Annotated in this window: 24 protein-coding genes; 14 read left to right on the top strand and 10 right to left on the bottom strand. The window is 70.3% G+C overall.

Features of this window, described 5'->3' with window-relative positions:
* The first annotated feature begins 150 nt into the window (after positions 1 to 150).
* Positions 151 to 888: a hypothetical protein gene (locus NBY69_RS03180; protein WP_250298064.1), complete on the top strand. Its 738-nt coding sequence runs from the start codon at positions 151 to 153 to the stop codon at positions 886 to 888.
* Between the two features lie 84 nt (positions 889 to 972).
* Here NBY69_RS03180 and NBY69_RS03175 read toward each other — a convergent pair whose 3' ends face one another.
* Together NBY69_RS03175 and NBY69_RS03170 are read right to left on the bottom strand one after the other, a co-directional pair.
* Entirely contained in the window at positions 973 to 1,482 is a 510-nt protein-coding gene (locus NBY69_RS03175; RefSeq protein WP_250298063.1) for a hypothetical protein, read from the bottom strand.
* Positions 1,483 to 1,535: 53 nt separating this feature from the next.
* Positions 1,536 to 2,651: a magnesium and cobalt transport protein CorA gene (locus NBY69_RS03170; protein WP_250298062.1), complete on the bottom strand. Its 1,116-nt coding sequence runs from the start codon at positions 2,649 to 2,651 to the stop codon at positions 1,536 to 1,538.
* A 450-nt stretch (positions 2,652 to 3,101) separates the two neighbouring features.
* On the opposite strand from NBY69_RS03170, the gene NBY69_RS03165 reads away from it, so the two are divergent.
* A complete protein-coding gene (locus NBY69_RS03165; protein ID WP_250298061.1) occupies positions 3,102 to 3,695 on the top strand; it encodes a suppressor of fused domain protein in 594 nt (197 codons plus the stop codon).
* Positions 3,696 to 3,807: 112 nt separating this feature from the next.
* Here the strand turns inward: NBY69_RS03165 and NBY69_RS03160 are convergent, their stop codons facing one another.
* Positions 3,808 to 5,046: an MFS transporter gene (locus NBY69_RS03160; RefSeq protein WP_250298060.1), complete on the bottom strand. Its 1,239-nt coding sequence runs from the start codon at positions 5,044 to 5,046 to the stop codon at positions 3,808 to 3,810.
* 191 nt (positions 5,047 to 5,237) lie between these two features.
* Between NBY69_RS03160 and NBY69_RS03155 the strand changes: the two genes are divergently transcribed.
* From NBY69_RS03155 to NBY69_RS03145, 3 genes are all read left to right on the top strand, one after another.
* The gene (locus NBY69_RS03155; protein WP_250298059.1) at positions 5,238 to 5,873 is read left to right on the top strand and encodes a DUF6758 family protein; all 636 of its coding nucleotides are present in this window, start codon (positions 5,238 to 5,240) and stop codon (positions 5,871 to 5,873) included.
* Between the two features lie 150 nt (positions 5,874 to 6,023).
* Positions 6,024 to 6,887 carry a PHP domain-containing protein gene (locus NBY69_RS03150; protein WP_250298058.1) on the top strand — a complete coding sequence of 288 codons (864 nt, stop codon included), beginning with the start codon at positions 6,024 to 6,026 and terminating at the stop codon, positions 6,885 to 6,887.
* 114 nt (positions 6,888 to 7,001) lie between these two features.
* Positions 7,002 to 7,607 carry a MarC family protein gene (locus tag NBY69_RS03145; protein ID WP_250298057.1) on the top strand — a complete coding sequence of 202 codons (606 nt, stop codon included), beginning with the start codon at positions 7,002 to 7,004 and terminating at the stop codon, positions 7,605 to 7,607.
* A 104-nt stretch (positions 7,608 to 7,711) separates the two neighbouring features.
* Here the strand turns inward: NBY69_RS03145 and NBY69_RS03140 are convergent, their stop codons facing one another.
* Complete coding sequence (locus NBY69_RS03140; RefSeq protein ID WP_167359504.1) at positions 7,712 to 7,864, bottom strand: hypothetical protein; 153 nt, start codon at positions 7,862 to 7,864, stop codon at positions 7,712 to 7,714.
* A gap of 262 nt (positions 7,865 to 8,126) precedes the next feature.
* Here NBY69_RS03140 and NBY69_RS03135 point away from each other — a divergent pair, with 262 nt between their 5' ends.
* Positions 8,127 to 9,014 (top strand): NYN domain-containing protein, encoded by an 888-nt coding sequence (locus tag NBY69_RS03135; RefSeq protein ID WP_250298056.1) that lies wholly within the window; start codon positions 8,127 to 8,129, stop codon positions 9,012 to 9,014.
* Between the two features lie 44 nt (positions 9,015 to 9,058).
* Here NBY69_RS03135 and NBY69_RS03130 read toward each other — a convergent pair whose 3' ends face one another.
* On the bottom strand, positions 9,059 to 9,964 hold the full coding sequence (locus NBY69_RS03130; RefSeq protein WP_250298055.1) for an alpha/beta fold hydrolase: 906 nt from the start codon (positions 9,962 to 9,964) through the stop codon (positions 9,059 to 9,061).
* A 180-nt stretch (positions 9,965 to 10,144) separates the two neighbouring features.
* Positions 10,145 to 11,794, bottom strand: coding sequence for a DEAD/DEAH box helicase (locus NBY69_RS03125; protein WP_374211196.1), 1,650 nt, complete (start codon positions 11,792 to 11,794; stop codon positions 10,145 to 10,147).
* A 469-nt stretch (positions 11,795 to 12,263) separates the two neighbouring features.
* Here NBY69_RS03125 and NBY69_RS03120 point away from each other — a divergent pair, with 469 nt between their 5' ends.
* Positions 12,264 to 12,989, top strand: coding sequence for a ferritin-like fold-containing protein (locus NBY69_RS03120; protein WP_250298054.1), 726 nt, complete (start codon positions 12,264 to 12,266; stop codon positions 12,987 to 12,989).
* 57 nt (positions 12,990 to 13,046) lie between these two features.
* Here NBY69_RS03120 and NBY69_RS03115 read toward each other — a convergent pair whose 3' ends face one another.
* From NBY69_RS03115 to NBY69_RS03100, 4 genes are all read right to left on the bottom strand, one after another.
* A complete protein-coding gene (locus NBY69_RS03115; protein ID WP_250298053.1) occupies positions 13,047 to 13,313 on the bottom strand; it encodes a hypothetical protein in 267 nt (88 codons plus the stop codon).
* A gap of 168 nt (positions 13,314 to 13,481) precedes the next feature.
* Positions 13,482 to 13,709: a DUF3107 domain-containing protein gene (locus NBY69_RS03110; protein ID WP_250298052.1), complete on the bottom strand. Its 228-nt coding sequence runs from the start codon at positions 13,707 to 13,709 to the stop codon at positions 13,482 to 13,484.
* A gap of 120 nt (positions 13,710 to 13,829) precedes the next feature.
* The gene (locus NBY69_RS03105) at positions 13,830 to 14,471 is read right to left on the bottom strand and encodes a TetR/AcrR family transcriptional regulator (RefSeq protein ID WP_250298051.1); all 642 of its coding nucleotides are present in this window, start codon (positions 14,469 to 14,471) and stop codon (positions 13,830 to 13,832) included.
* Positions 14,472 to 14,614: 143 nt separating this feature from the next.
* On the bottom strand, positions 14,615 to 14,857 hold the full coding sequence (locus tag NBY69_RS03100; RefSeq protein WP_250298050.1) for a hypothetical protein: 243 nt from the start codon (positions 14,855 to 14,857) through the stop codon (positions 14,615 to 14,617).
* A 112-nt stretch (positions 14,858 to 14,969) separates the two neighbouring features.
* Between NBY69_RS03100 and NBY69_RS03095 the strand changes: the two genes are divergently transcribed.
* From NBY69_RS03095 to NBY69_RS03070, 7 genes are all read left to right on the top strand, one after another.
* A complete protein-coding gene (locus NBY69_RS03095; RefSeq protein ID WP_250298049.1) occupies positions 14,970 to 15,935 on the top strand; it encodes an alpha/beta fold hydrolase in 966 nt (321 codons plus the stop codon).
* Between the two features lie 47 nt (positions 15,936 to 15,982).
* Positions 15,983 to 17,266, top strand: a complete 1,284-nt coding sequence (locus NBY69_RS03090) for a DUF3152 domain-containing protein (RefSeq protein ID WP_250298048.1) — start codon at positions 15,983 to 15,985, stop codon at positions 17,264 to 17,266.
* A 66-nt stretch (positions 17,267 to 17,332) separates the two neighbouring features.
* Entirely contained in the window at positions 17,333 to 17,428 is a 96-nt protein-coding gene (locus tag NBY69_RS37580; RefSeq protein WP_323136609.1) for an Ms4533A family Cys-rich leader peptide, read from the top strand.
* Between the two features lie 162 nt (positions 17,429 to 17,590).
* Complete coding sequence (locus NBY69_RS03085; protein WP_250298047.1) at positions 17,591 to 19,327, top strand: ABC transporter substrate-binding protein; 1,737 nt, start codon at positions 17,591 to 17,593, stop codon at positions 19,325 to 19,327.
* Between the two features lie 2 nt (positions 19,328 to 19,329).
* Positions 19,330 to 20,334 (top strand): ABC transporter permease, encoded by a 1,005-nt coding sequence (locus tag NBY69_RS03080; RefSeq protein WP_250298046.1) that lies wholly within the window; start codon positions 19,330 to 19,332, stop codon positions 20,332 to 20,334.
* Complete coding sequence (locus tag NBY69_RS03075; RefSeq protein WP_250298045.1) at positions 20,331 to 21,332, top strand: ABC transporter permease; 1,002 nt, start codon at positions 20,331 to 20,333, stop codon at positions 21,330 to 21,332. Before NBY69_RS03080 ends, NBY69_RS03075 begins: the two co-directional genes overlap by 4 nt.
* Positions 21,329 to 22,924, top strand: coding sequence for an ABC transporter ATP-binding protein (locus NBY69_RS03070; RefSeq protein ID WP_308409462.1), 1,596 nt, complete (start codon positions 21,329 to 21,331; stop codon positions 22,922 to 22,924). Before NBY69_RS03075 ends, NBY69_RS03070 begins: the two co-directional genes overlap by 4 nt.
* Positions 22,925 to 23,079: the final 155 nt, after the last annotated feature.

The following is a 23,079-nucleotide window of genomic DNA, read 5'->3' as shown; positions in this document are numbered from 1 at the left end:
CATGAGGCCTTCTTTCGGACTTCACGTTAGCCCGTCCCGATCGGTACTGCCCCGGTAGAGCGTCCGGATGGCTCTGCCGTCATTTCCGTAGGGGCGACGGGTACGCTGCGGTCTGCTGTTGAGGACACTCGTATGAGAGGCAGTGCGCACGTGGCTGCATTTCCCCCGGCCGCCCGAGCCCGCAGGGCAGGACTCGCAGGCGCCCTGTGCGCCGCTCTGGCGGTGTCGCTCGCAGCCTGTGGTGAGGACCCGGACGCGGGGACCAACGGCGTCGGCAAGCTCTCCGCGAAGGACATCGAGTCCCGCGCGCGCAAGGCGGCGGACGGGGCGAGTGCCGTACGGGTGTCGGGCACGCTGGTCAGCAAGGGCGGCTCGTACAAGCTGAACATGCAGCTCAAGTCGGACGGCGGCACGGGGTCCGTCACGTCGAGGAGCAGCACCTTCGCGTTGCTGCGGATCGATGACGCGCTCTACGTGAAGGCCGGCGCGGGCTTCTGGAACCAGAAGGACGGCGAGGGCGGGACCGCCGCCGCGGGCAAGCTCGACGACAAGTACGTGAAGGTCCCGAAGGGTGACCCGGCGTACGAGCAGTTCCGCGGCCTCACCGACATGAACAGCCTGCTCGACGGGCTGCTCGGCCTGCACGGCTCACTGAAGAAGGGTGACCGCACCGAGGTCGCCGGGGTGCGCACCGTCCAGGTCACCGGCGGCGACGGGTCGGGCGGCAGGCTCGACGTGTCGCTCAAGGGGACGCCGTACCCGCTGCGGTTCCAGCGGGCGGGTGGCGCGGGGGTGGTTCAACTGGCCGAGTGGAACAAGGACTTCGCCCTGAAGGCGCCCGACCGGAACGACACGGTGGACTACGGGCAGAACCTGCCGAAGACGTGACGAACCGACGTGGTGATGTGAAGGCTGACGCGAAGAGCTGACGCGAAGGGCCCGGGACGTGCCCGGTCCGGGGACCGCGTCACGTCACCGCTTGCGCTTCCGCTTGAGCAGCAGCTTCGGGAGCCCGGCGGGCACCGGGCGCCGCGTCGTCGCCGGAGTCGGCAGCGGGGCCGCGGCGAGCGAACCGTCCGGCAGCTCGGTACGGGACTCGCCGGGAACCAGCCGCAGCACCCGGCACTCCCGCGCCCAGCGCTCCACCATCGCCTCGCTGTCGGGTGCGTTCAGCCGCTTGCCCTTGAGCTCGGCGACGGCCGCGTCCCACTCCTCGGAGCCGGGCGCGAGGTCCGTGACGACGGTGGACCACGTCACCAGCCGCCCGCCCTTGTCCTTGCTGCGCACCGTGACCTCGGCGGGCGCCCCCGCGGTCAGACCGGGCAGCGGCTGCTCCCCGGGCCCGTCACCGACGAGCAGGGCCGCTCCCTCGTGCCACACGTGCCACAGCGCCCGTGCGGGACCCGAGCCCCGCACCCAGATGAGGCCGGACTTCTTGGTGGCCTCCTCGACGAGGGCCTGCTCCAGCACAGTCGGTGTCATGGGCCCAGCGTAACGACCCCGCCCGCCGCAGCCGCCGCCGCACAGCGGGCTGCTCAGAGCCAGCCGTTGCGCCGGAGCGTGCGGTGGATGGCGAGGCAGACGACCAGGATCCCGCCCATCACCAGGGGATAGCCGAATCGCCACTGGGTCTCGGGCATGTACTTGAAGTTCATGCCGTAGACCCCGGTGATCATCGTCGGAACGGCGATCACCGCCGCCCACGCGGTGATCTTGCGCATGTCCTCGTTCTGCGCGACCGTCGCCTGCGCCAGGTTCGCCTGGAGGATCGAGTTGAGCAGGTCGTCGAAGCCGACCACCTGCTCCTGCACGCGGGCCAAGTGGTCGGCGACATCACGGAAGTACTTCTGGATGTCCGGGTCGATCAGCCGCATGGGGCGCTCGCTCAGCTGCTGCATCGGCCGCAGCAGGGGCGACACCGCGCGCTTGAACTCCAGTACCTCACGCTTCAGTTGGTAGATGCGCCCGGCGTCGGTGCCGCGCGAAGTGCCCTTCGCGGGCTCGGAGAAGACATCGATCTCGACCTCGTCGATGTCGTCCTGGACGGCGGCGGCGACCGCGAGGTAGCCGTCGACGACCTGGTCGGCGAGGGAGTGCAGTACGGCCGACGGGCCCTTGGCGAGCAGTTCGGTGTCCTCCTGCAGGCGGTGGCGCAGGGCGCGCAGCGAGCCCTGTCCGCCGTGCCGGACGGTGATGACGAAGTCCCGCCCGGTGAAGCACATCACCTCACCGGTCTCGACGACCTCGCTGGTCGAGGTGAGCTGGGCGTGCTCGACGTAGTGGATGGTCTTGAAGACGGTGAAGAGGGTGTCGTCGTACCGCTCCAGCTTGGGCCGCTGGTGGGCGTGGACCGCGTCCTCGACGGCGAGCGGGTGCAGTTCGAACTCGGCCGCGATCCCGGAGAACTCCTCCTCGGTCGGCTCGTGCAGCCCGATCCAGGCGAATCCGCCCTCCGCGCGCACCGACTTCAGCGCTTCACGCGGGGTCAGGCACCCCTGACTGTGCTGGCGTACGCCGTCGCGGTAGACCGCGCAGTCCACCACGGCGCTGCTGGCGGAGGGGTCACGGGTGGGGTCGTAATTGCTGTGCGTGGTGCTGCTCTTGCGCAGGGCCGGGCGGACCGCTGCGCGCAGGTCACGGATCATCGACATGGCGGGGCTCCTTCACGGAGAGGCCGTCGGCGAGCGTGGCACTGCCCGGAATGGGGGCGTATCGAGGTGTTGGTCTCATACGTCCGCAAAGCGGGCGGAACCGCGGCGTCGCGGTGACGGCGTTCGCTACAGACACGGATCAGACAGAAGCGGTGTGCTCTTCCGGCGTGCGAAATGCCATGAGACTCAAGCGTTTTCCCAGCATGGGAGCCGGGTAGGCAGGGTCTCGGATCTACGGATAACTCAGATCACGGCGAACACAGGGAGTGCACGGAAGAGCGGCTCGTACTGCACGGTCGACTCGGATCTCGATCCATTGCAGTCCCACCTCCTCCGGCCGGTCCCCCGTAGGGGACGTTCATACTGCCCTGACCAGCGGCCAAGACTATCAGGCGAGTGAAGTGTCAAGCCCCCACTTTGCCCGTTCGATACGCGCTCTATGCTCGGCCCATGGGAGATGTTCTCGCTCTGGTGGAAGCCCGACTGCGCTCGGCGCTGGGTGAACCGGACGCTCGCGCGGCAGTGACGTTCCTGGGTACGGACCGGATCGAGGTGCTGCGTTTCGTGGACTCCGGCGACCCGGCACTCGTCCGGTACGCCACGCTGGGAATGTCCGCGCACCCGATGGCCGACCCCACGGCCACCCTCGCCGACCCGGTACAGGGCCCCCGCGCCGAGTTGGTGCTCTCGGTACGCGCCGGGCTCGCCGACACCGACCAGGTGCTCCGCCCGCTGGCCGTACTCGCCGCTTCCCCGCAGGTGGAGGGGGTGGTGGTGGCCCCCGGCGCCTCGCTCGACCTCGGTGAACCACTGTGGGGCGGCGCCCCGTTCAGCTCTGTCCTGGTCGCCGAACCCGGGGGACTCGTGGCGGATCTGGAGCTCGACGAACCGCTGGATCCGGTCCGCTTCCTGCCGCTGCTGCCGATGACCGGCAACGAGGCCGCCTGGAAGCGGGTGCACGGAGCGCAGGAGCTCCAGGAGCGCTGGCTGACACACGGAACGGACCTGCGCGATCCGCTGCGCAGGTCCGTCACGCTCGGCTGACGGCCAACCGGCAATCTGCTGCTGCCGGTTGGCGGATTCTCGACTCACGAGGACTCGGTTCACCGGGAGTCTTGGGTATCAGCTCGCGAAGGCTCTCAGCTCACGAAGGCTCTCAGTTCACGAAGACCGAGACCCCGTCCTCGGTCGCGTGGGCCGGCTGGAGTTCCTCCGCCTCGTGGCTCAGGGCCGTGCGCCGGACCCCGACCACGACCGCTCCGAGCACCGCGGCGACCGCGGCCACCACGAACGGGATGTGGATGTTCGTCCAGCCCTCGATCTTCGGGGCGAGGAACGGCGCGGCGGCTGCCGCGAACCAGCGGACGAAGTTGTAGCCCGCGCTGGCCACCGGACGCGGCGCGTCCGAGACGCCGAGCGCCAGCTCCGTGTAGACGGTGTTGTTGAGGCCGATGAAGGCACCGGACAGGACCGTGCAGACGATCGCCGTCGTGTGGTTGCCGTAACCGAGCACCACCAGGTCGGCGGCGAGCAGGACGAGGGAGAGCCCCAGCACCCTGAGGGTCCCGAAGCGCTTCTGGAGCCGCGGCGCGACGAGTACCGAGAAGACCGCGAGCAGCAGGCCCCAGCCGAAGAAGACCGCACCCGACTTGTACGGCGTCATGTTCAGCACGAACGGGGTGAACGCCAGGACCGTGAAGAACGCGTAGTTGTAGAAGAAGGCCGAACCCGCGACGGAGGCGAGCCCGCCGTGTCCGAGTGCCCGGATCGGGTCGAGCAGGGATGTCTTACGGGCCGGCCTGGGCTGTTCCTTGAGCAGGAACGAGATGCAGATGAAGCCGATGGCCATCAGGGCCGCGGTGCCGAAGAACGGGTAGCGCCAGCTGGCATTGCCGAGCAGCGCGCCCACCAGCGGCCCGCACGCCATGCCGAGGCCGAGTGCCGACTCGTACAGCAGGATCGCCGCCGCGCTGCCGCCCGCCGCGGCGCCGACGATGACGGCGAGTGCGGTGGAGACGAAGAGCGCGTTGCCGAGCCCCCAGCCGGCCCGGAAGCCGACCAGTTCCCCGACGGAGCCCGAGGTGCCGGAGAGGGCCGCGAAGACCACGACCAGCGCGAGTCCGGCCAGCAGGGTCTTCTTGCCGCCGATCCGGCTGGAGACCCAGCCGGTGACCAGCATCGCGACGGCGGTGATCAGGAAGTACGAGGTGAACAGCAGGGAGACCTGACTGGGTGTCGCCTGCAGGCCCTTGGCGATGGACGGCAGGATCGGGTCGACGAGCCCGATCCCCATGAAGGCCACGACGGACGCGCCCGCCGTGGCCCAGACGGCCATCGGCTGACGCAGGATGCTCCCGGCTCCTTCGTCGAACGGGTCCTCTCCGGCTCCGTGCATGTGATGCCTCACTCTCCGAACTCTCCGAACTGTCCCGCTAGGTCGTTGCGTTATACACACAATAAGTTAGGTGGGCTAATGAATGCAACATACATCTAATTCTGCTGGTCAGGCGGTCCCGTCCCGGTAGCTGCGCCGCGGACGGTTGATCGTCTTGACGCGACGACGGGCGGGGAGGACCGTTGGGAACTATGAGGGGCGAACCCAGTTGCCCGAAGTGTGGTGGCCGGGTCAGGGCGCCCGGCCTCTTTGCCGACTCGTGGCAGTGCGACGTGCACGGGACGGTCTATCCGTTGCAGCCCGTGATTCCACCCAGCGTCGAGGGCCTCGGCGTCGTGGTCCACCGTGCGAAGGTGCCCGTGTGGATGCCATGGCCGCTGCCCGTCGGCTGGCTGTTCACCGGGGTGGTCTCCGCGGGCGACGAGCGCAGTGGAGGCAGAGCCACCGCTGTGGCCTGTTCGGGTCCCGGCCCGCTCGGCGGGACGGGAGAGCTGCTGCTGGTGGCGGAGGAGCTGGGCGTCGGACTCGGCGCGCGGTACGCGGGCATCGAGGGCCCCGACCCCGGTCCGTACATCGACGTCGACAAGCCCCCGCAGGCGAAGGTGCTGGCCGCGGGGCGTCCCACCCCGCTCTGGCACGTCACGTCCCCCGGCGACCGCGCGGTCTTCGCGGGTGAGGCGCGCGGGCTCTGGCTGTGGGCGGTCCTGTGGCCCGAGCAGTCGGGGCTGCTGATGTACGACGAGTTGGTGCTGACCGACCTCCGGGGCATCGGTGCCGAGGTCGATCTGCTGCCGTGCGGGGCGCTGTCGCCGCGCATTCTGTCCTGACGCGCGGCGCCCCCGGCCCACGGTGACCGGGCGGGAGCCGAGGTCCCGGCCGGGGCCGACCGGGCGGAGTCGCGGCCGACCGGGGGAGGGCCGCGCGCCAGTTACCCTTGACTGTCCCTTTCCACGTCCTGAGCCCCGGAGTCACGCGTCGTGCGCATTGATCTGCACACCCACTCCACGGCTTCGGACGGTACGGACACCCCCGCCGAGCTGGTGCGCAACGCCGCCGCGGCGGGCCTGGACGTCGTCGCGCTCACCGATCACGACTCCACCCGCGGCCATGCCGAGGCGATAGCCGCACTGCCCGCAGGACTGACCCTGGTCACCGGCGCCGAGCTCTCCTGCCGGATCGACGGCATCGGGCTGCACATGCTCGCCTACCTCTTCGACCCCACCGAGCCGGAGTTCCTGCGCGAGCGTGAACTCGTACGGGACGACCGCGTCCCGCGCGCCCGGACCATGGTCGAGAAGCTCCAGGGGCTGGGCGTCCCGATCACCTGGGAACAGGTCGCGCGCATCGCGGGCGACGCCTCGATCGGCCGCCCGCACATCGCCACCGCCCTCGTCGAGCTCGGCGTCGTCGACACCGTCTCCGACGCCTTCACCCCCGAGTGGCTGGCCGACGGCGGGCGGGCGTACGCGGAGAAGCACGAACTCGACCCGTTCACCGCGATCCGGCTGGTCAAGCAGGCCGGTGGCGTCACCGTCTTCGCGCACCCGCAAGCGGTCAAGCGGGGCCGGGTGGTGCCCGAGTCGGTGGTGGCGGACCTCGCCGCGCGCGGTCTCGACGGCATCGAGGTCGACCACATGGACCACGACGAGCCCACCCGGGCGCGGTTGCGGGTCCTGGCCGACGAGCTCGGGCTGCTGGCCACGGGCTCCAGCGACTACCACGGCAGCCGGAAGTTCGTGGAGCTCGGGGCGTGTACGACGCATCCCGAGGTCTACGGCGAGATCACCCGGCGCGCGACCGGCGCGTTCCCGGTGCCGGGCGCCGGCGGACACTCCGCGTAAGTCCCTGCCGTCGCTCCCGGCGGCACATCTCTCCCTCGCTTCACTCTCCCCTTCGCTCTTCCTCCGTACCTCCACGCAAGCTCCGTACCTCTCCACGCAAGCAAGGCCCTCACTGTGTTCGACGTTGCCGTTTTCGGATCCCTTTTTGTCACGCTTTTTGTGATCATGGACCCACCTGGGATCACTCCGATCTTCCTTGCCCTGACAGCGGGCCGCCCCGCCAAGGTCCAGCGCCGGATGGCGGGCCAGGCCGTCGCCGTGGCGTTCGGGGTGATCGCCGTCTTCGGTCTGCTCGGCCAGCAGATCCTCGACTACCTGCATGTCTCCGTACCGGCGCTGATGATCGCGGGCGGTCTGCTCCTGCTGCTCATCGCGCTCGATCTGCTCACCGGCAAGACGGACGAGCCGACGCAGACGAAGGACGTCAATGTGGCCCTTGTGCCCCTGGGTATGCCGCTACTCGCCGGGCCCGGTGCGATCGTCTCGGTGATCCTGGCGGTGCAGCACGCGAACACCGCGGCCCAGCAGGTGTCGGTGTGGGGAGCGATCATCGCCATGCACGCGGTGCTCTGGGTGACCATGCGGTACTCGCTGCTGATCATTCGGGTGATCAAGGACGGCGGTGTGGTGCTGGTGACGCGGCTCGCCGGGATGATGCTGTCGGCCATCGCGGTCCAGCAGATCATCAACGGCATCACCCAGGTCATCAAGGGCGGCTGAGCGGCCCACCCGGCAGCCTCTCGGCCCGCGTCGCCGTACCGCTGAACGCACAGCGCCCCCGCACGGTCCGTGCGGGGGCGCTTCGTCTTTGACTTCTTACGGTGTTACGAAGCCGAGGTGTCGGCCGGCCGGATGTAGATGCGCTGGCCGATTGCGGCGGCCTGCTGCACGATCCGGTTGACGGAGGCGGCGTCTACGACGGTGCTGTCCACGGCTGTGCCGTCGACGTCATCGAGTCGCATGATTTCGAAGCGCAAGGCTTCTCCCTTCGTCTGATCCTCCTGCTAGGAGAACTACTGGTGCGGGCCCTGTCAGTCTCGTCCCGCGCTGCGTCCGGGCGGTTGCCCGCCCGTTAAGAGGGGATTGCGTCATTAAGGGATCAACACGTTCCGAAGGGAACAACGAGTTGCTTCCAGCAAACATTCCCTACGCTAAGGAAAATTTTCGCGAGCCTAAGTATCCACGGGTGGGGGCGACAGGTTGTGCTCGCTCCGTGACGGCACAGACAATGAAGCCCGTATGAACGATCCTGATATCAGCGCTCAGCTGCAGCGCACGAATGAGCTTCTCCAGCGCGTGCTCGCCGAGGTGTCCAAGACGCCCTCCACGCACGCGATCTTCGTCGACGCCGGGTATGTGTACGCCGCCGCCGGTCTGCTGGTCACCGGCAACGAGGACCGCCGGTCGTTCGACCTCGACGCCGAGGGGCTGATCGAGGCCTTCATCGACAAGGCCCGGACGATCTTCGCGGACAGCCGTCTGCTGCGGGTGTACTGGTACGACGGTGCCCGGCGCCGTATCCACACCCCCGAGCAGCAGTCCATCGCCGAGCTGCCCGACGTCAAGGTCCGGCTGGGCAACCTCAACGCCAACAATCAGCAGAAGGGCGTCGACTCGCTGATCCGCACGGATCTGGAGTCGCTGGCCAGGCACCGGGCGATCAGCGACGCGGCCCTGGTCGGCGGTGACGAGGACCTGGTCTCGGCGGTCGAGGCCGCGCAGGGGTACGGCGCGAGGGTCCATCTCTGGGGCATCGAGGCGGGGGAGGGCCGCAACCAGGCCGAACCGCTGCTCTGGGAGGTCGACAGCCAGCGCACCTTCGACCTCGAATTCTGGCAGCCGTACGTCGTGCGGCGTCCGGTCACGGTGTACGAGGAGGGCACGCCCCCGCCGTCCCGTGAGGACGTCCGCTTCGTGGGCGCGCAGATCGCGGCGACCTGGCTCTCCGAACGGGGCCGCCAGACGCTGGCCGAGCTGCTGCCGGGCCGCCCCTACCTGCCGGGCCCGGTGGACCAGGACCTGCTGGTGGAGGCGGAACGGCTGCTCCAGCGGTCGCTGCGCGGGCACGGCGACCTGCGACGGGCCCTGCGGGACGGCTTCTGGAACCATCTGCAGTCGCAGTACTGAGCAAGCGGCGCCCCCGCCCGGTCCGGGCGGTTCCGTGGCGCGCGTCAGCGCTGCGCGTCTCCCTGCTCTACGTGTCCGTGCTGTACGTCTCCGTGCTGTACGTCTCCGTGCTGTGCGTCCCAGAAGGCGCTCAGCGCTTCGGCCGTCCGCGTGGGCCGGTCGGTGTTGGGCGAGTGTTCGGCCCCCTCGATGACGGTCCGCGCGGCTCCCAGCCGTACCGCCATCGCGTCGAGCAGCGGCACCGGCCAGGTGTCGTCGCGCTCGCCCGACACGACGTGCTGGGGCAGCGGTACGGCGGCGAGTTCGTCCACCCGGTCCGGCTCGGTGGCCAACTGCCGTCCTGTGGCGATGAGTTGAGCGGGTGAATGCATCAACCAGCGTCGGCGCATGGCCGGTTCGTGGTCGCCTTCGTCGGCGTCCTGCGGCGGTCCCATCGCCTGCATCGCCTCCCACACCCTGCCCATGTCCAGCACGGGCAGCGCCTCGCTCAGCAGCCTGATCTTCTGCTGCTGGGCGGCGGTGACCTCGGCGGGACCCGAGGAGATCAGCGTCAGTGAGGTGAAGGGGGCCGGGTCGAGCAGGACCGCCGCGCGGGCGATCTGGCCGCCGAGCGAGTGCCCGACCAGATGCACGCCACCGCCGAGAGCCTCGGCCTGCGCCAGTACGTCCCTGGCCAACTCGGCCTGGGCGTAGGCCTCTTGGTCGTCGGGCCCGGCCGTTTCGTACTGTCCGCGACCGTCGACGGCCACGACCCGGTAACCGGCTGCGGCGAGCGGCGTGAACATCGCGATGAAGTCCTCCTTGCTTCCCGTGTAACCGGGCAGCAGGAGCGCGGTGCCCTGGTGGGGGGCGGTGGCCGGTGTGTCCAGGGTGGCGAAGGTGCCGCGGGAGGTCAGGAGGGGGCGCGGGTGGGTGCCGGGGGGCGGGGTGAAGGTGGGTGGCCTGCTCATGCGACGAGGCTAGCGGGGGCGGGAGCGGGGCGGAACGGGAGTGCGCTGGGGCGGGAACGCGGCGGGAGCGTGCCGGGGTGATTCCGCGGAGCACCCCTCGCCCGGCACGACCTCGCCCCGGCATGCCGGTGGCCCGGACCCCGTCACGCGGGGTCCGGGCCACCAGGGCTCGTTCGGGGCTCAGCTCTCCGGCTGTGCCTTCGGCGTGCGCGTACGGCGGCGCTTCGGCTTCGCCTCCGCCGCCTCGGTCGCCTCTGCCGACTTCGCATCGGCCGGAGCCGCTGACACGGTGTCCGCAGCAGCCGCCTTCGGCTTCGTCGTACGCGTCCGCTTCGGCTTGACCACCGCGGGCGCCTCCGCTTCGGCCACCGGCGCTGCCGGAGCCACCACGGCGGCCTCGGCCACCGCGGTCCGGGTGTCGGCGCTCGCCCGGGTGCGACGGCGACGACGCGGTGCGCGGGCCTCCGTGGCGTCGTCGGCGGGCGCGGGCTGCTCGGTCACGGCCACCGCGGGTGCGGCCTCGGCCGACTCGGTGAGCGGTGCGCCGTTGCGGGTGCGGCGGCGCTGGCGGGGCGTGCGCGGCGCACGCTCCTCCTTCACGGCGGGCGCGGGCACGGACGCCTTGCGGCCACGGCCGCCGGTCTCGCCCAGGTCCTCGACCGCTTCGGCGCCGAGCCCGGCGCGCGTACGCTCCGCGCGCGGCAGGACGCCCTTCGTGCCGACCGGGATGCCCAGCAGCTCGTAGAGGTGCGCGGAGGTGGAGTAGGTCTCCTCCGGCTCGTCGAACGGCAGGTCCAGCGCCTTGTTGATCAGCTTCCAGCGCGGGATGTCGTCCCAGTCGACCAGGGTGATCGCCGTACCCGACTTGCCCGCGCGGCCGGTGCGGCCGATGCGGTGCAGGTACGTCTTCTCGTCCTCGGGGGACTGGTAGTTGATGACGTGCGTCACATCGTCGACATCGATACCGCGGGCCGCGACGTCGGTGCACACCAGGACGTCGACCTTGCCGTTGCGGAAGGCGCGCAGCGCCTGCTCGCGGGCGCCCTGGCCGAGGTCGCCGTGGACCGCGCCGGAGGCGAAGCCGCGGGTGGCCAGCTGCTCGGCGATGTCGGCGGCCGTCCGCTTCGTACGGCAGAAGATCATCGCGAGGCCGCGGCCGTCCGCCTGGAGGATGCGGGAGACCAGCTCCGGCTTGTCCATGGAGTGCGCGCGGAAGATGTGCTGCGTGATGTTCGCGACGGTCTGGCCCTCGCCGTCGGGCGAGGTCGCGCGGATGTGGGTGGGCTGCGACATGTAACGCCGGGCCAGGCCGATGACCGCGCCGGGCATGGTCGCGGAGAACAGCATGGTCTGGCGCTTGACCGGCAGCATGCCCATGATGCGCTCGACGTCGGGGAGGAAGCCCAGGTCCAGCATCTCGTCGGCCTCGTCGAGGACGAGCGCCCGGACGTGACCGAGGTTGAGCTTCTTCTGGCCCGCCAGGTCGAGCAGTCGGCCCGGCGTGCCGACGATGATGTCGACGCCCTTCTTCAGGGCCTCGACCTGCGGCTCGTAGGCCCGGCCGCCGTAGATGGCGAGCACCCGGACGTTACGGACCTTGCCGGCGGTCTGCAGGTCGTTGGTCACCTGCTGGCACAGCTCACGGGTCGGTACGACGACGAGCGCCTGCGGGGCGTCGGTCAGCTTGTCGGGCCCGGCCCGGCCCGCCTCGACGTCCGCGGGGACGGTGACGCGCTCGAGCAGCGGCAGTCCGAAGCCGAGCGTCTTGCCGGTGCCGGTCTTGGCCTGGCCGATGACGTCGGAGCCGGAGAGCGCGACGGGGAGCGTCATCTCCTGGATGGGGAACGGGGAGGTGATGCCGACGGCCTCAAGGGCTTCGGCGGTCTCGGTCAGAATGCCGAGGTCTCGGAACGTAGTCAGGGTGCTGCCTCTTCTGTGAGACGCGGACCGAGGCGAACAAGGGGGTCGTACCGTGCCGTCTGGCGCGGGACCACTGCCTTCGCTCAAGCGCTCGTGCCGCTGAGGGGGCCCCTCACATCGAATGGTGAGGGCGGTCAGGTGGAGCCGATCGGGCCACCGACCGGGCATCCTCATTCGGATGGCATGCCGAAACATTCGACAGGCGCATTACCACTGTACCCCCAAATCGCGCAGCTGTGTTGGGTGAATTCATCGGGAGACCAAGGCCACAGTGACCGGACGGGCCTGTGCGGACCCTCTCCGGCGCCCTGTTCCCCGTGCGCGTTCCGGCCCCGCTCGTCGATTCGTCGTTCGGGGGCGGAGCGCTATTGTGCGGTCCATGGAGACGCCTGACACCGCCAACGCCCCCACCGGAATCGCCGCCCAGAGCTGGGAAACGGCATCCGCCGACCCGAGGTATCACGCCGCGGTCGTGGACCTGCTCGGCGCGCTCGCGTACGGCGAACTGGCGGCCTTCGAGCGGCTCGCCGAGGACGCCAAACTCGCACCCACGCTCGCCGACAAGGCGGCGCTCGCGAAGATGGCGTCGGCCGAGTTCTCCCACTTCGAGCGGTTGTCCGAGCGGCTGTCCGCGATCGATGTGCAGCCGACGGCGTCCATGGAACCGTTCGCGCAGGCACTGGACGACTTCCACCGGCAGACCGCACCGTCGGACTGGCTGGAGGGCCTGGTCAAGGCATACGTGGGCGACTCGATCGCCAGTGACTTCTACCGTGAGGTCGCGGCCCGGCTCGACACGGACACTCGTGAGCTGGTGCTCGCGGTGCTCGACGACACGGGGCACGGCAACTTCGCCGTGGAGAAGGTGCGCGCGGCGATCGAGGCGGAGCCGCGGGTCGGTGGGCGGCTGGCGCTCTGGGCGCGGCGGCTGATGGGCGAGGCACTGAGCCAGGCCCAGCGGGTGGTGGCCGACCGGGACGCGCTGTCCACGATGCTCGTGGGGGGCGTCGCCGACGGTTTCGACCTGGCGGAGGTCGGGCGGATGTTCTCCCGGATCACCGAGGCGCACACGAAGCGGATGGCCGCGCTGGGGCTGGCCGCGTAGCACCGGCCGGACTGCCGGGCGCAGGCGCTGCCGCCGTACCCGGAACGCGGGTGAGCCTCAGATCGTGGCTGATCGTCGGATCCTCCCCGCCGGACGCACGAGCAGCGAGAGCACCACGGCGCTCACGGCCACGGCGCCCACCAGCGTCGCCAGCAGATGGCCGGGGCCGAGTGCCGAGTGGGTGAGGAAGGCGCCGAACAGGGCGCCGATCGGGCCGGTGACCAGCACCACTTGCCGGGCCGGCAGTCGGGCCGGCGATGTCCGCGCCGCCGACCAGGCCAGTGCGAGGCCGAGCAGAACGGAGCCGAGGGCTTCCCAGAACATGTCATCCCTTCCGTGACCAGGCGAATTGCTACTGACCCGGTCCTACCCGGTGGCTCCCGGACGCAACCCTCACCAGGGCCCGGCCGGACACACGGGAACGGCCCGGCGGTCGTGTTGACCGCCGGGCCGTTCCCGTGTGTCCTGCTGGGTCCTGCTGCTGTGTGCTGCTTACAGGGCGCCGAAGCCGACCCGGCGGGTCGCCGGTTCGCCGAGCTCCACGTAAGCGATCCGGTCGGCCGGTACCAGGACCCTGCGGCCCTTGTCGTCCGTGAGGCTGAGCAGCTGTGCCTTGCCGGCCAGCGCGTCGGCAACCGAGCGCTCGACCTCCTCGGCGGACTGCCCGCTCTCCAGAACGATCTCCCGGGGCGCGTGCTGCACGCCGATCTTGACCTCCACGGCTATGTCCCTCCGACGGTCGTGCGATGCGCGGTCAGCCGCGCCGTACGCTGCACACATTAGCCCGGTACGGGAACAGGTAAGACGTCAGCACCGCACGCCCGCAGCGAACAGTATTTCTCAGTGCTGGTCGCTGCCGTGCAGCGGGAAGCCCGCGATGCCGCGCCAGGCGAGCGAGGTCAGGAGCTGTACCGCAGTGTCGCGCGGGATGCCGGACTCGCTGGAGAGCCAGTAGCGGGCGACCACCTGGGACACACCGCCGAGGCCCACGGCCAGCAGCATCGACTCGTCCTTGGAGAGTCCGGTGTCGCCCGCGATGACGTCGGAGATCGCCTCGGCGCACTGGAGCGACACCCGGTCGACGCGCTCACGCACCGCGGGCTCGTTCGTCAGGTCGGACTCGAAGACCAGCCGGAACGCGCCGCCCTCGTCCTGGACGTACGCGAAGTAGGCGTCCATCGTCGCGGCCACGCGCAGTTTGTTGTCCGTGGTCGAGGCCAGAGCCGTACGGACCGCCTGGAGCAGCGATTCGCAGTGCTGGTCGAGCAGGGCCAGATACAGGTCGAGCTTGCCCGGGAAGTGCTGGTAGAGCACGGGCTTGCTGACCCCGGCCCGTTCAGCGATGTCGTCCATCGCCGCAGAGTGGTAGCCCTGTGCGACAAAGACTTCCTGGGCGGCCCCCAGGAGCTGGTTACGTCGTGCGCGGCGCGGCAGCCGCGTACCCCGCGGGCGCGCTGCCTCGGTCTGCTCGATGGCTGTCACGCCGCCTCCCAATGATTGAACAAGCACAGTGGAACAAGCACACGCAGGTGCGTCGCTGCCCCGCCATCGTACTTTTGGGTAACCCGGCTGTGTGCGGTGCGGACGCAGAATTTCACGGACCGGACGGCTGGGGGAAGAGAGATTCAGCGGTAGTCGTCCTCGTCGACGGGGACGACGCGGGCCTGTTCGGCGGCGTCCGCCTCGTTCGCCGTGGCGGGATCGATGCCGGTCAGCGGGTCGTCCTCCTGCGGCGAGAGGTCGGTGCGCTGCTCCGCGCTGTCGGCCGGGTCGGCCTCGGACGGACCGGCCTCGTCGTCGCGCGTGGTCGGTTCGGACGGGTCGGTCGGGTCGGTGGATTCCGTGGATTCCGTGGGTTCGGTCGGCATGGTGGCGTCCCTTCCCTCCCTTCCGAGAGTAGGAGCCCGCGCCCCGTAGCGCGATGCGGCCTGTGACGGCTGACACACGGACCTTCGCGTGATCGTCTCGTAACATCGCCTTATGTCTTCGACCGAGCTGCCGGGAATGGTGGCCGCCGCCCCGGCCACCGGGGCGAGCACCGTACGGATCGCGGCAGGGGAATCGCTGCGCACGGTGACGTTCCCCGGACTGACGCTGACCGTACGTTCCCGGCCCGGGGCGCGGGCCGGGCTGCCGCCCGCGCTCTTCGTGCACGGGCTCGGCGGGTCCTCGCAGAACTGGTCGGCGCTGATGCCCCTCATCGAGGACGCCGTGGACAGCGAGGCGGTCGATCTGCCCGGCTTCGGGGATTCCCCGCCGCCCGACGACGGCGACTACTCGGTCACCGGCCACGCCCGTGCGGTGATCCGGCTGCTCGACGCCGGCGGGCGCGGGCCCGTCCATCTCTTCGGCAATTCCCTGGGCGGCGCGGTCACCACCCGTGTCGCGGCCCTGCGGCCCGACCTGGTGCGCACCCTCACCCTGGTCTCGCCCGCGCTGCCCGAGCTGCGCGTACAGCGTTCCGCGGCGCCGACCGGGCTGCTCGCGGTGCCCGGTACCGCCGCTCTGTTCCTGCGGCTCACCAAGGACTGGACGCCCGAGATGCGTACCCGCGGCATGCTCGGGCTCTGTTACGGCGACCCGTCACGGGTCAGCGAAGAGGGCCTGCGCCACGCGGTCGAGGAAATGGAACGGCGGCTGCAACTGCCGTACTTCTGGGATGCCATGACCCGGTCGGCGCGCGGCATCGTCAACGCGTACACCCTGGGCGGGGAGCACGGGCTCTGGAGGCAGGCCCGGCGGGTGCTTGCCCCTACGCTGCTGGTGTACGGAGTCCGGGACCAGCTCGTCTCGTACCGTATGGCACGCAAGGCGGTGACCGCGTTCCGCGGATCACGGCTGCTGTCACTGCCCGACGCCGGGCACGTGGCGATGATGGAGTTCCCGGAATCGGTCGCGACGGCCTTCCGGGAATTGCTGGAGGACTACAACAGCAGTGGGAGCTGATCCGGGGAGTGGGACGTCACAGCCGTCGGGGCGATGTGCCCCAGAGCGTGGAAGGCGTCTCCGGCGCGACCGCCGGTGACGGTGAAGGCGCCGCGACGCGTACCGGTGCCGAGGTCGGGACCGGACGGCGCAGAAGAGCCCCCGCGGCGCCCGAGCAGGTGCGGGGCGGTCACCCCGAGCAGCCGGAGTGGAGCGCGCCCGCGCCCGAGCGGTACGGCACCTGGCAGGGTGTGCAGGCGCGCCCTCAGGTCCCGGGTCCCCGGCGGGAGTTCGTCGAGGCGTTCGGGACGTCCGGCCGGCGGAAGGACGTCGGCGGCGGGCAGGATCCCCGTACCGGGCAGGACGCCCGTGCCGGGCAGGCGGGCCCGGAGGAGAAGCGCGGCAGCGCGACGGCCGCGCCCGCTGCCTCCGCGACGCTCACCGTCCCCGTCGCCCCCGACGTACCGGACGGGTCCGAAAGCACCGCCGGTCCGGGTGTCCCGGCCGACGGCGGGGCCGCGGGCAGTGAGAAGGCGGGCAGCGAGAAGGGCAGCAAGGGCCGTACGTTCACCGGGATCGCCGCCGCTGCGGTGACCACGGTGCTGGCCGTCGTGGTCGCGGGTCAGGTCGCCGACGGCGGCGGGTCCCACGACAGTTCGCGGGCGGCCGGCGCTACGGAGCGGGAGACCGGCGCGGGGCCCGCCTCGCGCGGCGACAACCGGCCCGAACCGAAGGCCGCCGTGGTCCCCCTGACGTACGCGAAGAAGATGTCCACGCTGTATCCGCTCGACCCGAAGCTCGAAGCAACGGGAAAGTTCTCGGTGGTCCCCGGATCGGCGAAGGCGCCGGGCACGGGGCGCAAATACCGTTACCGGGTGGACATCGAGAAGGGAATGGGCCTCGACGGCATGCTTTTCGCCGAAGCGGTCCAGAAGACCCTGAACGACAACCGGAGTTGGGCGCACGACGGTGCCAAGACCTTCGAGCGCATTTCTTCGGGACAGCCGGATTTCGTGATTACGCTGGCCAGTCCCGTCACCACCGCGAAATGGTGTGAGAAATCCGGTCTGGATACGCTTGAGGAGAATGTGTCCTGCGATTCCGCGGCGACCGACCGCGTGATGATCAACGCGTATCGCTGGGCCCAGGGCTCGGAGACGTTCGGCGACAGCAAGATCTATCCGTACCGGCAGATGCTGATCAACCACGAGGTCGGCCACCGGCTCGGACACAACCACGAGAGTTGCCGCACCCCCGGCGCACTGGCGCCCGTGATGCAGCAGCAGACCAAGTCGCTGGACATCGACGGGATCCGGTGCAGGGCGAACCCCTGGGTGTATCCCACCCGTTGAGACGGCGTCTCATATCCGGCCTCACCCGCATTGACATCGTTCTTTGCGTCGTTCATATTTCTCGGCATGCCGCACTGCCCTGTGTCCACCGATCGCACCGCCCTTGAGCTGGTGCTGTTCGGCGTGACCGGGCACTGCGTCGCCGACGTTCTCTGTCGCTGACCCGCCTGCTCCGGCGCGCGTCGGCATTTCTGTCCGCCGCGCCAGGGCGTATTCCACCCGCAGGCGCGGCCCTTCTTTTTCCCGGTACTCCTTCCGGTGCTGCTGCCTGCGCGGATTCGTCTGCTCCAGTCCGCTTTCAGCACACCGAGAGGTGCTTTTCCGATGCGTCATCTGTCCCCACGCACAGCGTCAGTGGCGGCCGTGAGTCTGGTCCTGGCCCTGGGCGCAGCCGCCTGCGCCGGGCCCGAGGGCCACGGCGGCGCCACGTCCGCCGGGGCCGGGGGCAAGCCCCGGAAGGGCGGCACCCTCACCGTCCTCAACAGCCAGCCGCAGGAGGACTTCGACCCCGCCCGGCTCTACACCTCCGGCGGCGGCAACGTCCCCTCGCTGGTCTTCCGTACGCTCACCACCCGTCACCGCGCGGACGGCGCCGCGGGCTCGAAGGTCGTGCCCGACCTCGCGACCGACCTGGGCAGGCCCAGCAAGAACGCCACCGTCTGGACGTACACGCTCAAGGACGGGCTGAAGTACGAGGACGGCACATCCATCACTTCGGGTGACATCAAGTACGGCATCGAGCGTTCCTTCGCCGCCGAACTGTCGGGCGGCGCACCGTACCTGCGTGACTGGCTCATAGGCGGGGACCGGTACCAGGGCCCTTACAAGGCCGGTCCGGACGGCAAGAGGGGGAAGCAGCTCGCCTCGATCGAGACGCCCGACGCCAGGACCATCGTCTTCCATCTGAACAAGCCCGAGGGGGAATTCCCCTACCTGGCGACCCAGACACAGACCACCCCGGTGCCGAAGGCCAAGGACACCGGCACCACGTACGAGAAGCACCCGGTCTCCTCCGGCCCGTACAAGGTCGTCAGCAACGAGAACGACGGCGAGCGGCTCACCCTGGCGCGCAACACCTTCTGGTCGGCGAAGACCGACAGCGAGCGCAAGGCCTACCCCGACAAGGTCGACGTCCGCTCCGGCCTCGACTCCTCCGTCATCAACCAGCGGCTCTCCTCCTCGCAGGGCGCGGACGCCACCGCGGTGACCACCGACACCAACCTCGGCCCGGCCGAACTGGCCGAGGTCACCGGCGACAAGAAGCTCGCTTCGCGCGTCGGCACGGGCCACTTCGGCTACACGGACTACCTCGCCTTCAACCCGAAGGTGAAGCCGTTCGACAACCCGAAGGTGCGCCAGGCCGTCGCGTACGCCGTCGACCGCTCCTCGGTGATCAACGCGGCGGGCGGCTCCGCACTCGCCGAGCCCGCCACCACCTATCTGCCGGACCAGAAGTCCTTCGGCTACACGCCGTACGACCACTTCCCGGCCGGTGCGACCGGTGACCCGGCCAAGGCCAAGGACCTGCTGAAGGAGGCCGGTTACCCCCACGGCCTGACCATCACCCTGACCCACTCCGACGCCAGGGACTTCGAGACCAGCCCGGAGATCGCCACCGCGCTCCAGGACGCCCTGAAGAAGGCGGGCATCACCGTCGAGCTCCAGGGCCTGGAGGACAACGACTACAAGGACAAGGTGCACGGCGCGAAGACCGAACCCGGTCTCTTCCTCGCCCACTGGGGCGCCGACTGGCCCTCCGGCGGTCCCTTCCTCGCCCCGATCTTCGACGGCCGGCAGATCGTCAAGGACGGCGCCAACTTCAACTCCGGCTTCCTGAACGACCCTTCGGTCAACAAGGAGATCGACGAGATCAACAAGCTGACCGACCTGAACGCCGCCGCCGAACGCTGGGGCGCGCTCGACAAGAAGATCGGTGCGCAGGCGCTGACCGTGCCGCTCTTCCACCCGGTCTACAAGCGGCTCTACGGCCAGGGCATCAGGAACGTCGTGATCAGCGACTGGACCGGCGTGCTCGACATCTCCCAGGTAGCGGTCAAGTAGCCATGCCGGAAGCACTGTTGGACACCGGACCGGCCGAGGAGGCGGGGGCCGTCGCTGCGGCCCCCGCCGCCGGGGACCGGTCGTTCCGACGGCGGATGCGCGGACAGCGCGCCGCCGTCGCGGCGGCGTGCGTCGTCGCCCTGCTCGTGCTGGTCGCCGTCGGCGCGCCGCTGCTCACCGCGCTGGAGGGCCAGGACCCCAACGCGTACCACCCCGGTCTCATCGATTCCGCGCGCGGCGGAGTACCCGTCGGCCCCCTCGGCGGGATCAGCGCGGACCACTGGCTCGGCATCGAACCGCAGACCGGCCGCGATCTCTTCGCCCGGCTGGTCTACGGGGCGCGGGTCTCCCTGGCCGTGGCGTTCGCCGCGACCCTGGTGCAGGTCGGACTCGGCGTCGTCCTCGGTGTCGCGGCCGGGCTCGGCAGCAGGCTCGTCGACAACGTCCTGAGCCGGATCACCGACGTGGTCGTGGCCATGCCGCTGATGATCCTCTCGCTGGCACTGATGGCGATCGTGCCCGACACCTTTCCCAGGCCGGTGCTGGTCGCGCTGGTGATCGGGCTGATCGCCTGGGGCGGTACGGCGAAGATCGTCCGCGCCCGGACGCTGAGCCTCAAGTCGCTGGACCATGTGGAGGCGGCCCGGCTCAGCGGCTGGAACCAGTGGCAGATCGCCCGTCGCGAACTGCTCCCCGCGCTCGCCGCGCCCGTCATCACCTACGCCGCGCTGCTCTTCCCCGCCAACATCTCGGCGGAGGCCGCGCTGTCCTTCCTCGGCGTCGGCGTGCAGCCGCCCACCCCGTCGTGGGGGCAGATGCTCACCTCGGCCGACGTCTGGTACCAGGCCGCTCCGCAGTATCTGCTGCTGCCCGCCGGGATGCTCTTCGCCACGGTGTTCTCGCTGACCGTGCTGGGCGACGGCATACGGACCGCACTCGACCCGCGCGCCGCCTCCCGGCTGCGGATCGGCACCGGACGCAAGCGCGAGAAGAGGGCCACCGGATGAACGGCCGCCTGACCGGCTTCCTGCTGCGGCGCCTCACAGGCGCCCTCGTCACACTCCTCGCGATCTCCGTGATCGTCTACGCGGTGTTCTACGTCGCCCCCGGTGACGTCGCCCAGATCACCTGCGGCCCCCGCTGCTCGCCCGTCCAAGTGCACCAGGTGAGCGAGCAGTTGAGGCTCGGCGACCCGGTGTACGTGCAGTACGGGCACTTCCTCCAGGGCGTCTTCGCCGGCCGGGACTTCTCCACCGGCACCTCGGTGCTGCACTGCGACGCGCCGTGCCTGGGCCTCTCGTACCGCACCGACCAGCAGGTCACCGACCTGATCCGCACCGAACTGCCGGTCACCGCCTCGCTCACGCTCGGTGCCATGGTGATGTGGCTGATCCTCGGCGTCGGCACGGGCGTGCTCTCGGCCTGGCGGCGCGGGCGGCCCACCGAGCGGCTGCTCACCGGGATCACCCTGGCCGGTACCGCGACGCCCGTCTTCGTCATCGGCCTGGTGCTGATGGTCGTGGTCTGCGGGACGCTGGGCCTGCTGCCGTATCCGCAGTACGTACCGTTCTCCGACGACCCGCAGCAGTGGGCGTGGAACCTGCTGCTGCCGTGGCTCTCGCTCGCCCTGATCGAGTCCGCCAAGTACGCCCGGCTGACCAGGGCCGCCATGCTGGAGACGCTCGCCGACGACCACGTACGGACCTTCCGTGCCTACGGGGTGAGCGAGCGCCGGATCATCGGACGGCACGCGCTGCGCGGGGCGTTCGCGCCGGTCATCGCGCTCAACGCCAACGACTTCGGGTCGATGTTCGGCGGCGCCGTGCTCACCGAGTCGCTGTTCGGCATCCCCGGCATCGGACGTGAACTCGTCCACGCCGTCCGGGTCGTGGACCTGCCGGTGGTGGTCGGCATGGTGCTCGTCACCGGCTTCTTCGTGGTGCTCGCCAATGCCGTCGCGGACGTGCTGTACGCGATGGCCGACCGACGGGTGGTCCTGTCATGAGTCTGATCGAGGTCGAGGACCTCACGATCACCTTCGACGGGGCCGTACGGGCCGTCGACCGGTTGTCGTTCACGCTGGAGCCGGGCGGCGCGCTCGGCGTCGTCGGCGAGTCGGGCTCCGGCAAGAGCGCGTCCGCGTACGCGCTGCTCGGACTGCACCGGGGGAGCGGCGCGCAGGTCAGCGGCTCGGTACGGGTGGCGGGGACCGATGTGCGGACCGCTTCCGAGGCCGAACTGCGGGAGCTGCGCGGCGGGAAGGCCGCGATGGTCTTCCAGGACCCGCTGTCCTCGCTGGACCCGTACCACGCGATCGGCGACCAGATCGCCGAGGTGTACCGGACCCATGTGAAGACCTCCCGCCGGGCCGCGCGCACCCGGGCCGTCGAGGTGCTCGACCGGGTCGGTATCCCGGACGCCGCCCGGCGGGCCCGCTCGCGACCGCACGAGTTCAGCGGCGGGATGCGGCAGCGCGCACTCATCGCGATGGCACTGGCCTGCGAGCCGCAGCTGCTGATCGCCGACGAGCCGACGACCGCGCTGGACGTCACCGTCCAGGCGCAGATCCTGGATCTGCTGCACGACCTGCGGCGCGAGACGGGAACGGGACTGCTGCTGGTCACCCATGACGTGGGGGTGGCGGCGGAGTCGGTGGACGACGTACTGGTGATGCGGGCCGGGCGGGCCGTGGAGCGCGGGAGTGTGGCGGAGGTGCTCGGATCGCCGCGCGAGCCGTACACCAAGGCGCTGCTCGCGGCGGTGCCCCGGGTCGACGATCCGCCGCGACGGGTGGTCGCGGGCCGGAGGCCGGTTCCCGGCTCCGCGGGCGCCCCGGTGGTCGAAGCCGTCGGTCTGCGCCAGGTCTTCGGCCGCGGCAGGGCCGCGCTCGCCGCCGTCGACGGCGTCACCCTGAGCGTGCACCCGGGCGAAACCCTCGGTGTCGTCGGCGAGAGCGGCAGCGGCAAGACCACCCTGGGGCGGATGCTCGTCGGGCTGCTGGAGCCCACGTCCGGCCGGGTGACCCGGACCGGCCGGGTGCAGATGGTCTTCCAGGACCCCGTCTCCTCGCTCAACCCGCGCCGCTCCGTCGGCGAGTCCGTCGCCGACCCGCTGCGGGCCCGCGGCGAGCGGGACGGGGCCGCGATCCGGGCCCGGGTGCGGGACCTGCTGGAGCGGGTCGGTCTCGACCCCGCGCAGTACGACCGCTATCCGCACGAGTTCAGCGGCGGCCAGCGCCAGCGCGTCGGGATCGCGCGGGCGCTCGCCGCCGAGCCGGAACTGATCGTCTGCGACGAGGCGGTGTCCGCGCTCGATGTGACGACGCAGGCCCAGGTCACCGCCCTGCTGGCGGAACTGCAGGAGGAGCTGGGGCTCGCGCTGGTCTTCATCGCGCACGACCTCGCGGTCGTACGGCAGGTCAGTGACCGGGTGGCCGTGATGCGGCAGGGCCGGATCGTCGAGGAGGGCGAGGTGGAGTCCGTGTACGGCGCCCCGCAGGACCCGTACACCCGGCAGTTGCTGGCCGCGGTGCCCGCGCTCGATCCGCTGCTCGCGGCGGTGCGCCGGGCGGCCAGGAAGGAGCCCGCCGCGGCCTGAGCCGCCGTGACCGAAAGGCACCGTAGCGGCACAGAACGCGACCGGGGTGGGAAAGTTACGACGGTTCACCCCTTCTGGTGGCGCGATGGACAACCGTCCGTCGCGCCACCTCTTCGTCCGCTTACGGTCGTCCCGCTGCGAGTCGCCGTCACCAA

Origin of the sequence: Streptomyces sp. A 4/2, from assembly GCF_940670765.1 — a bacterium.
Classification (GTDB): domain Bacteria; phylum Actinomycetota; class Actinomycetes; order Streptomycetales; family Streptomycetaceae; genus Streptomyces.
Note: the sequence above shows the minus strand (reverse complement) of the source record. Positions and strands in the feature narration are given on the sequence as shown.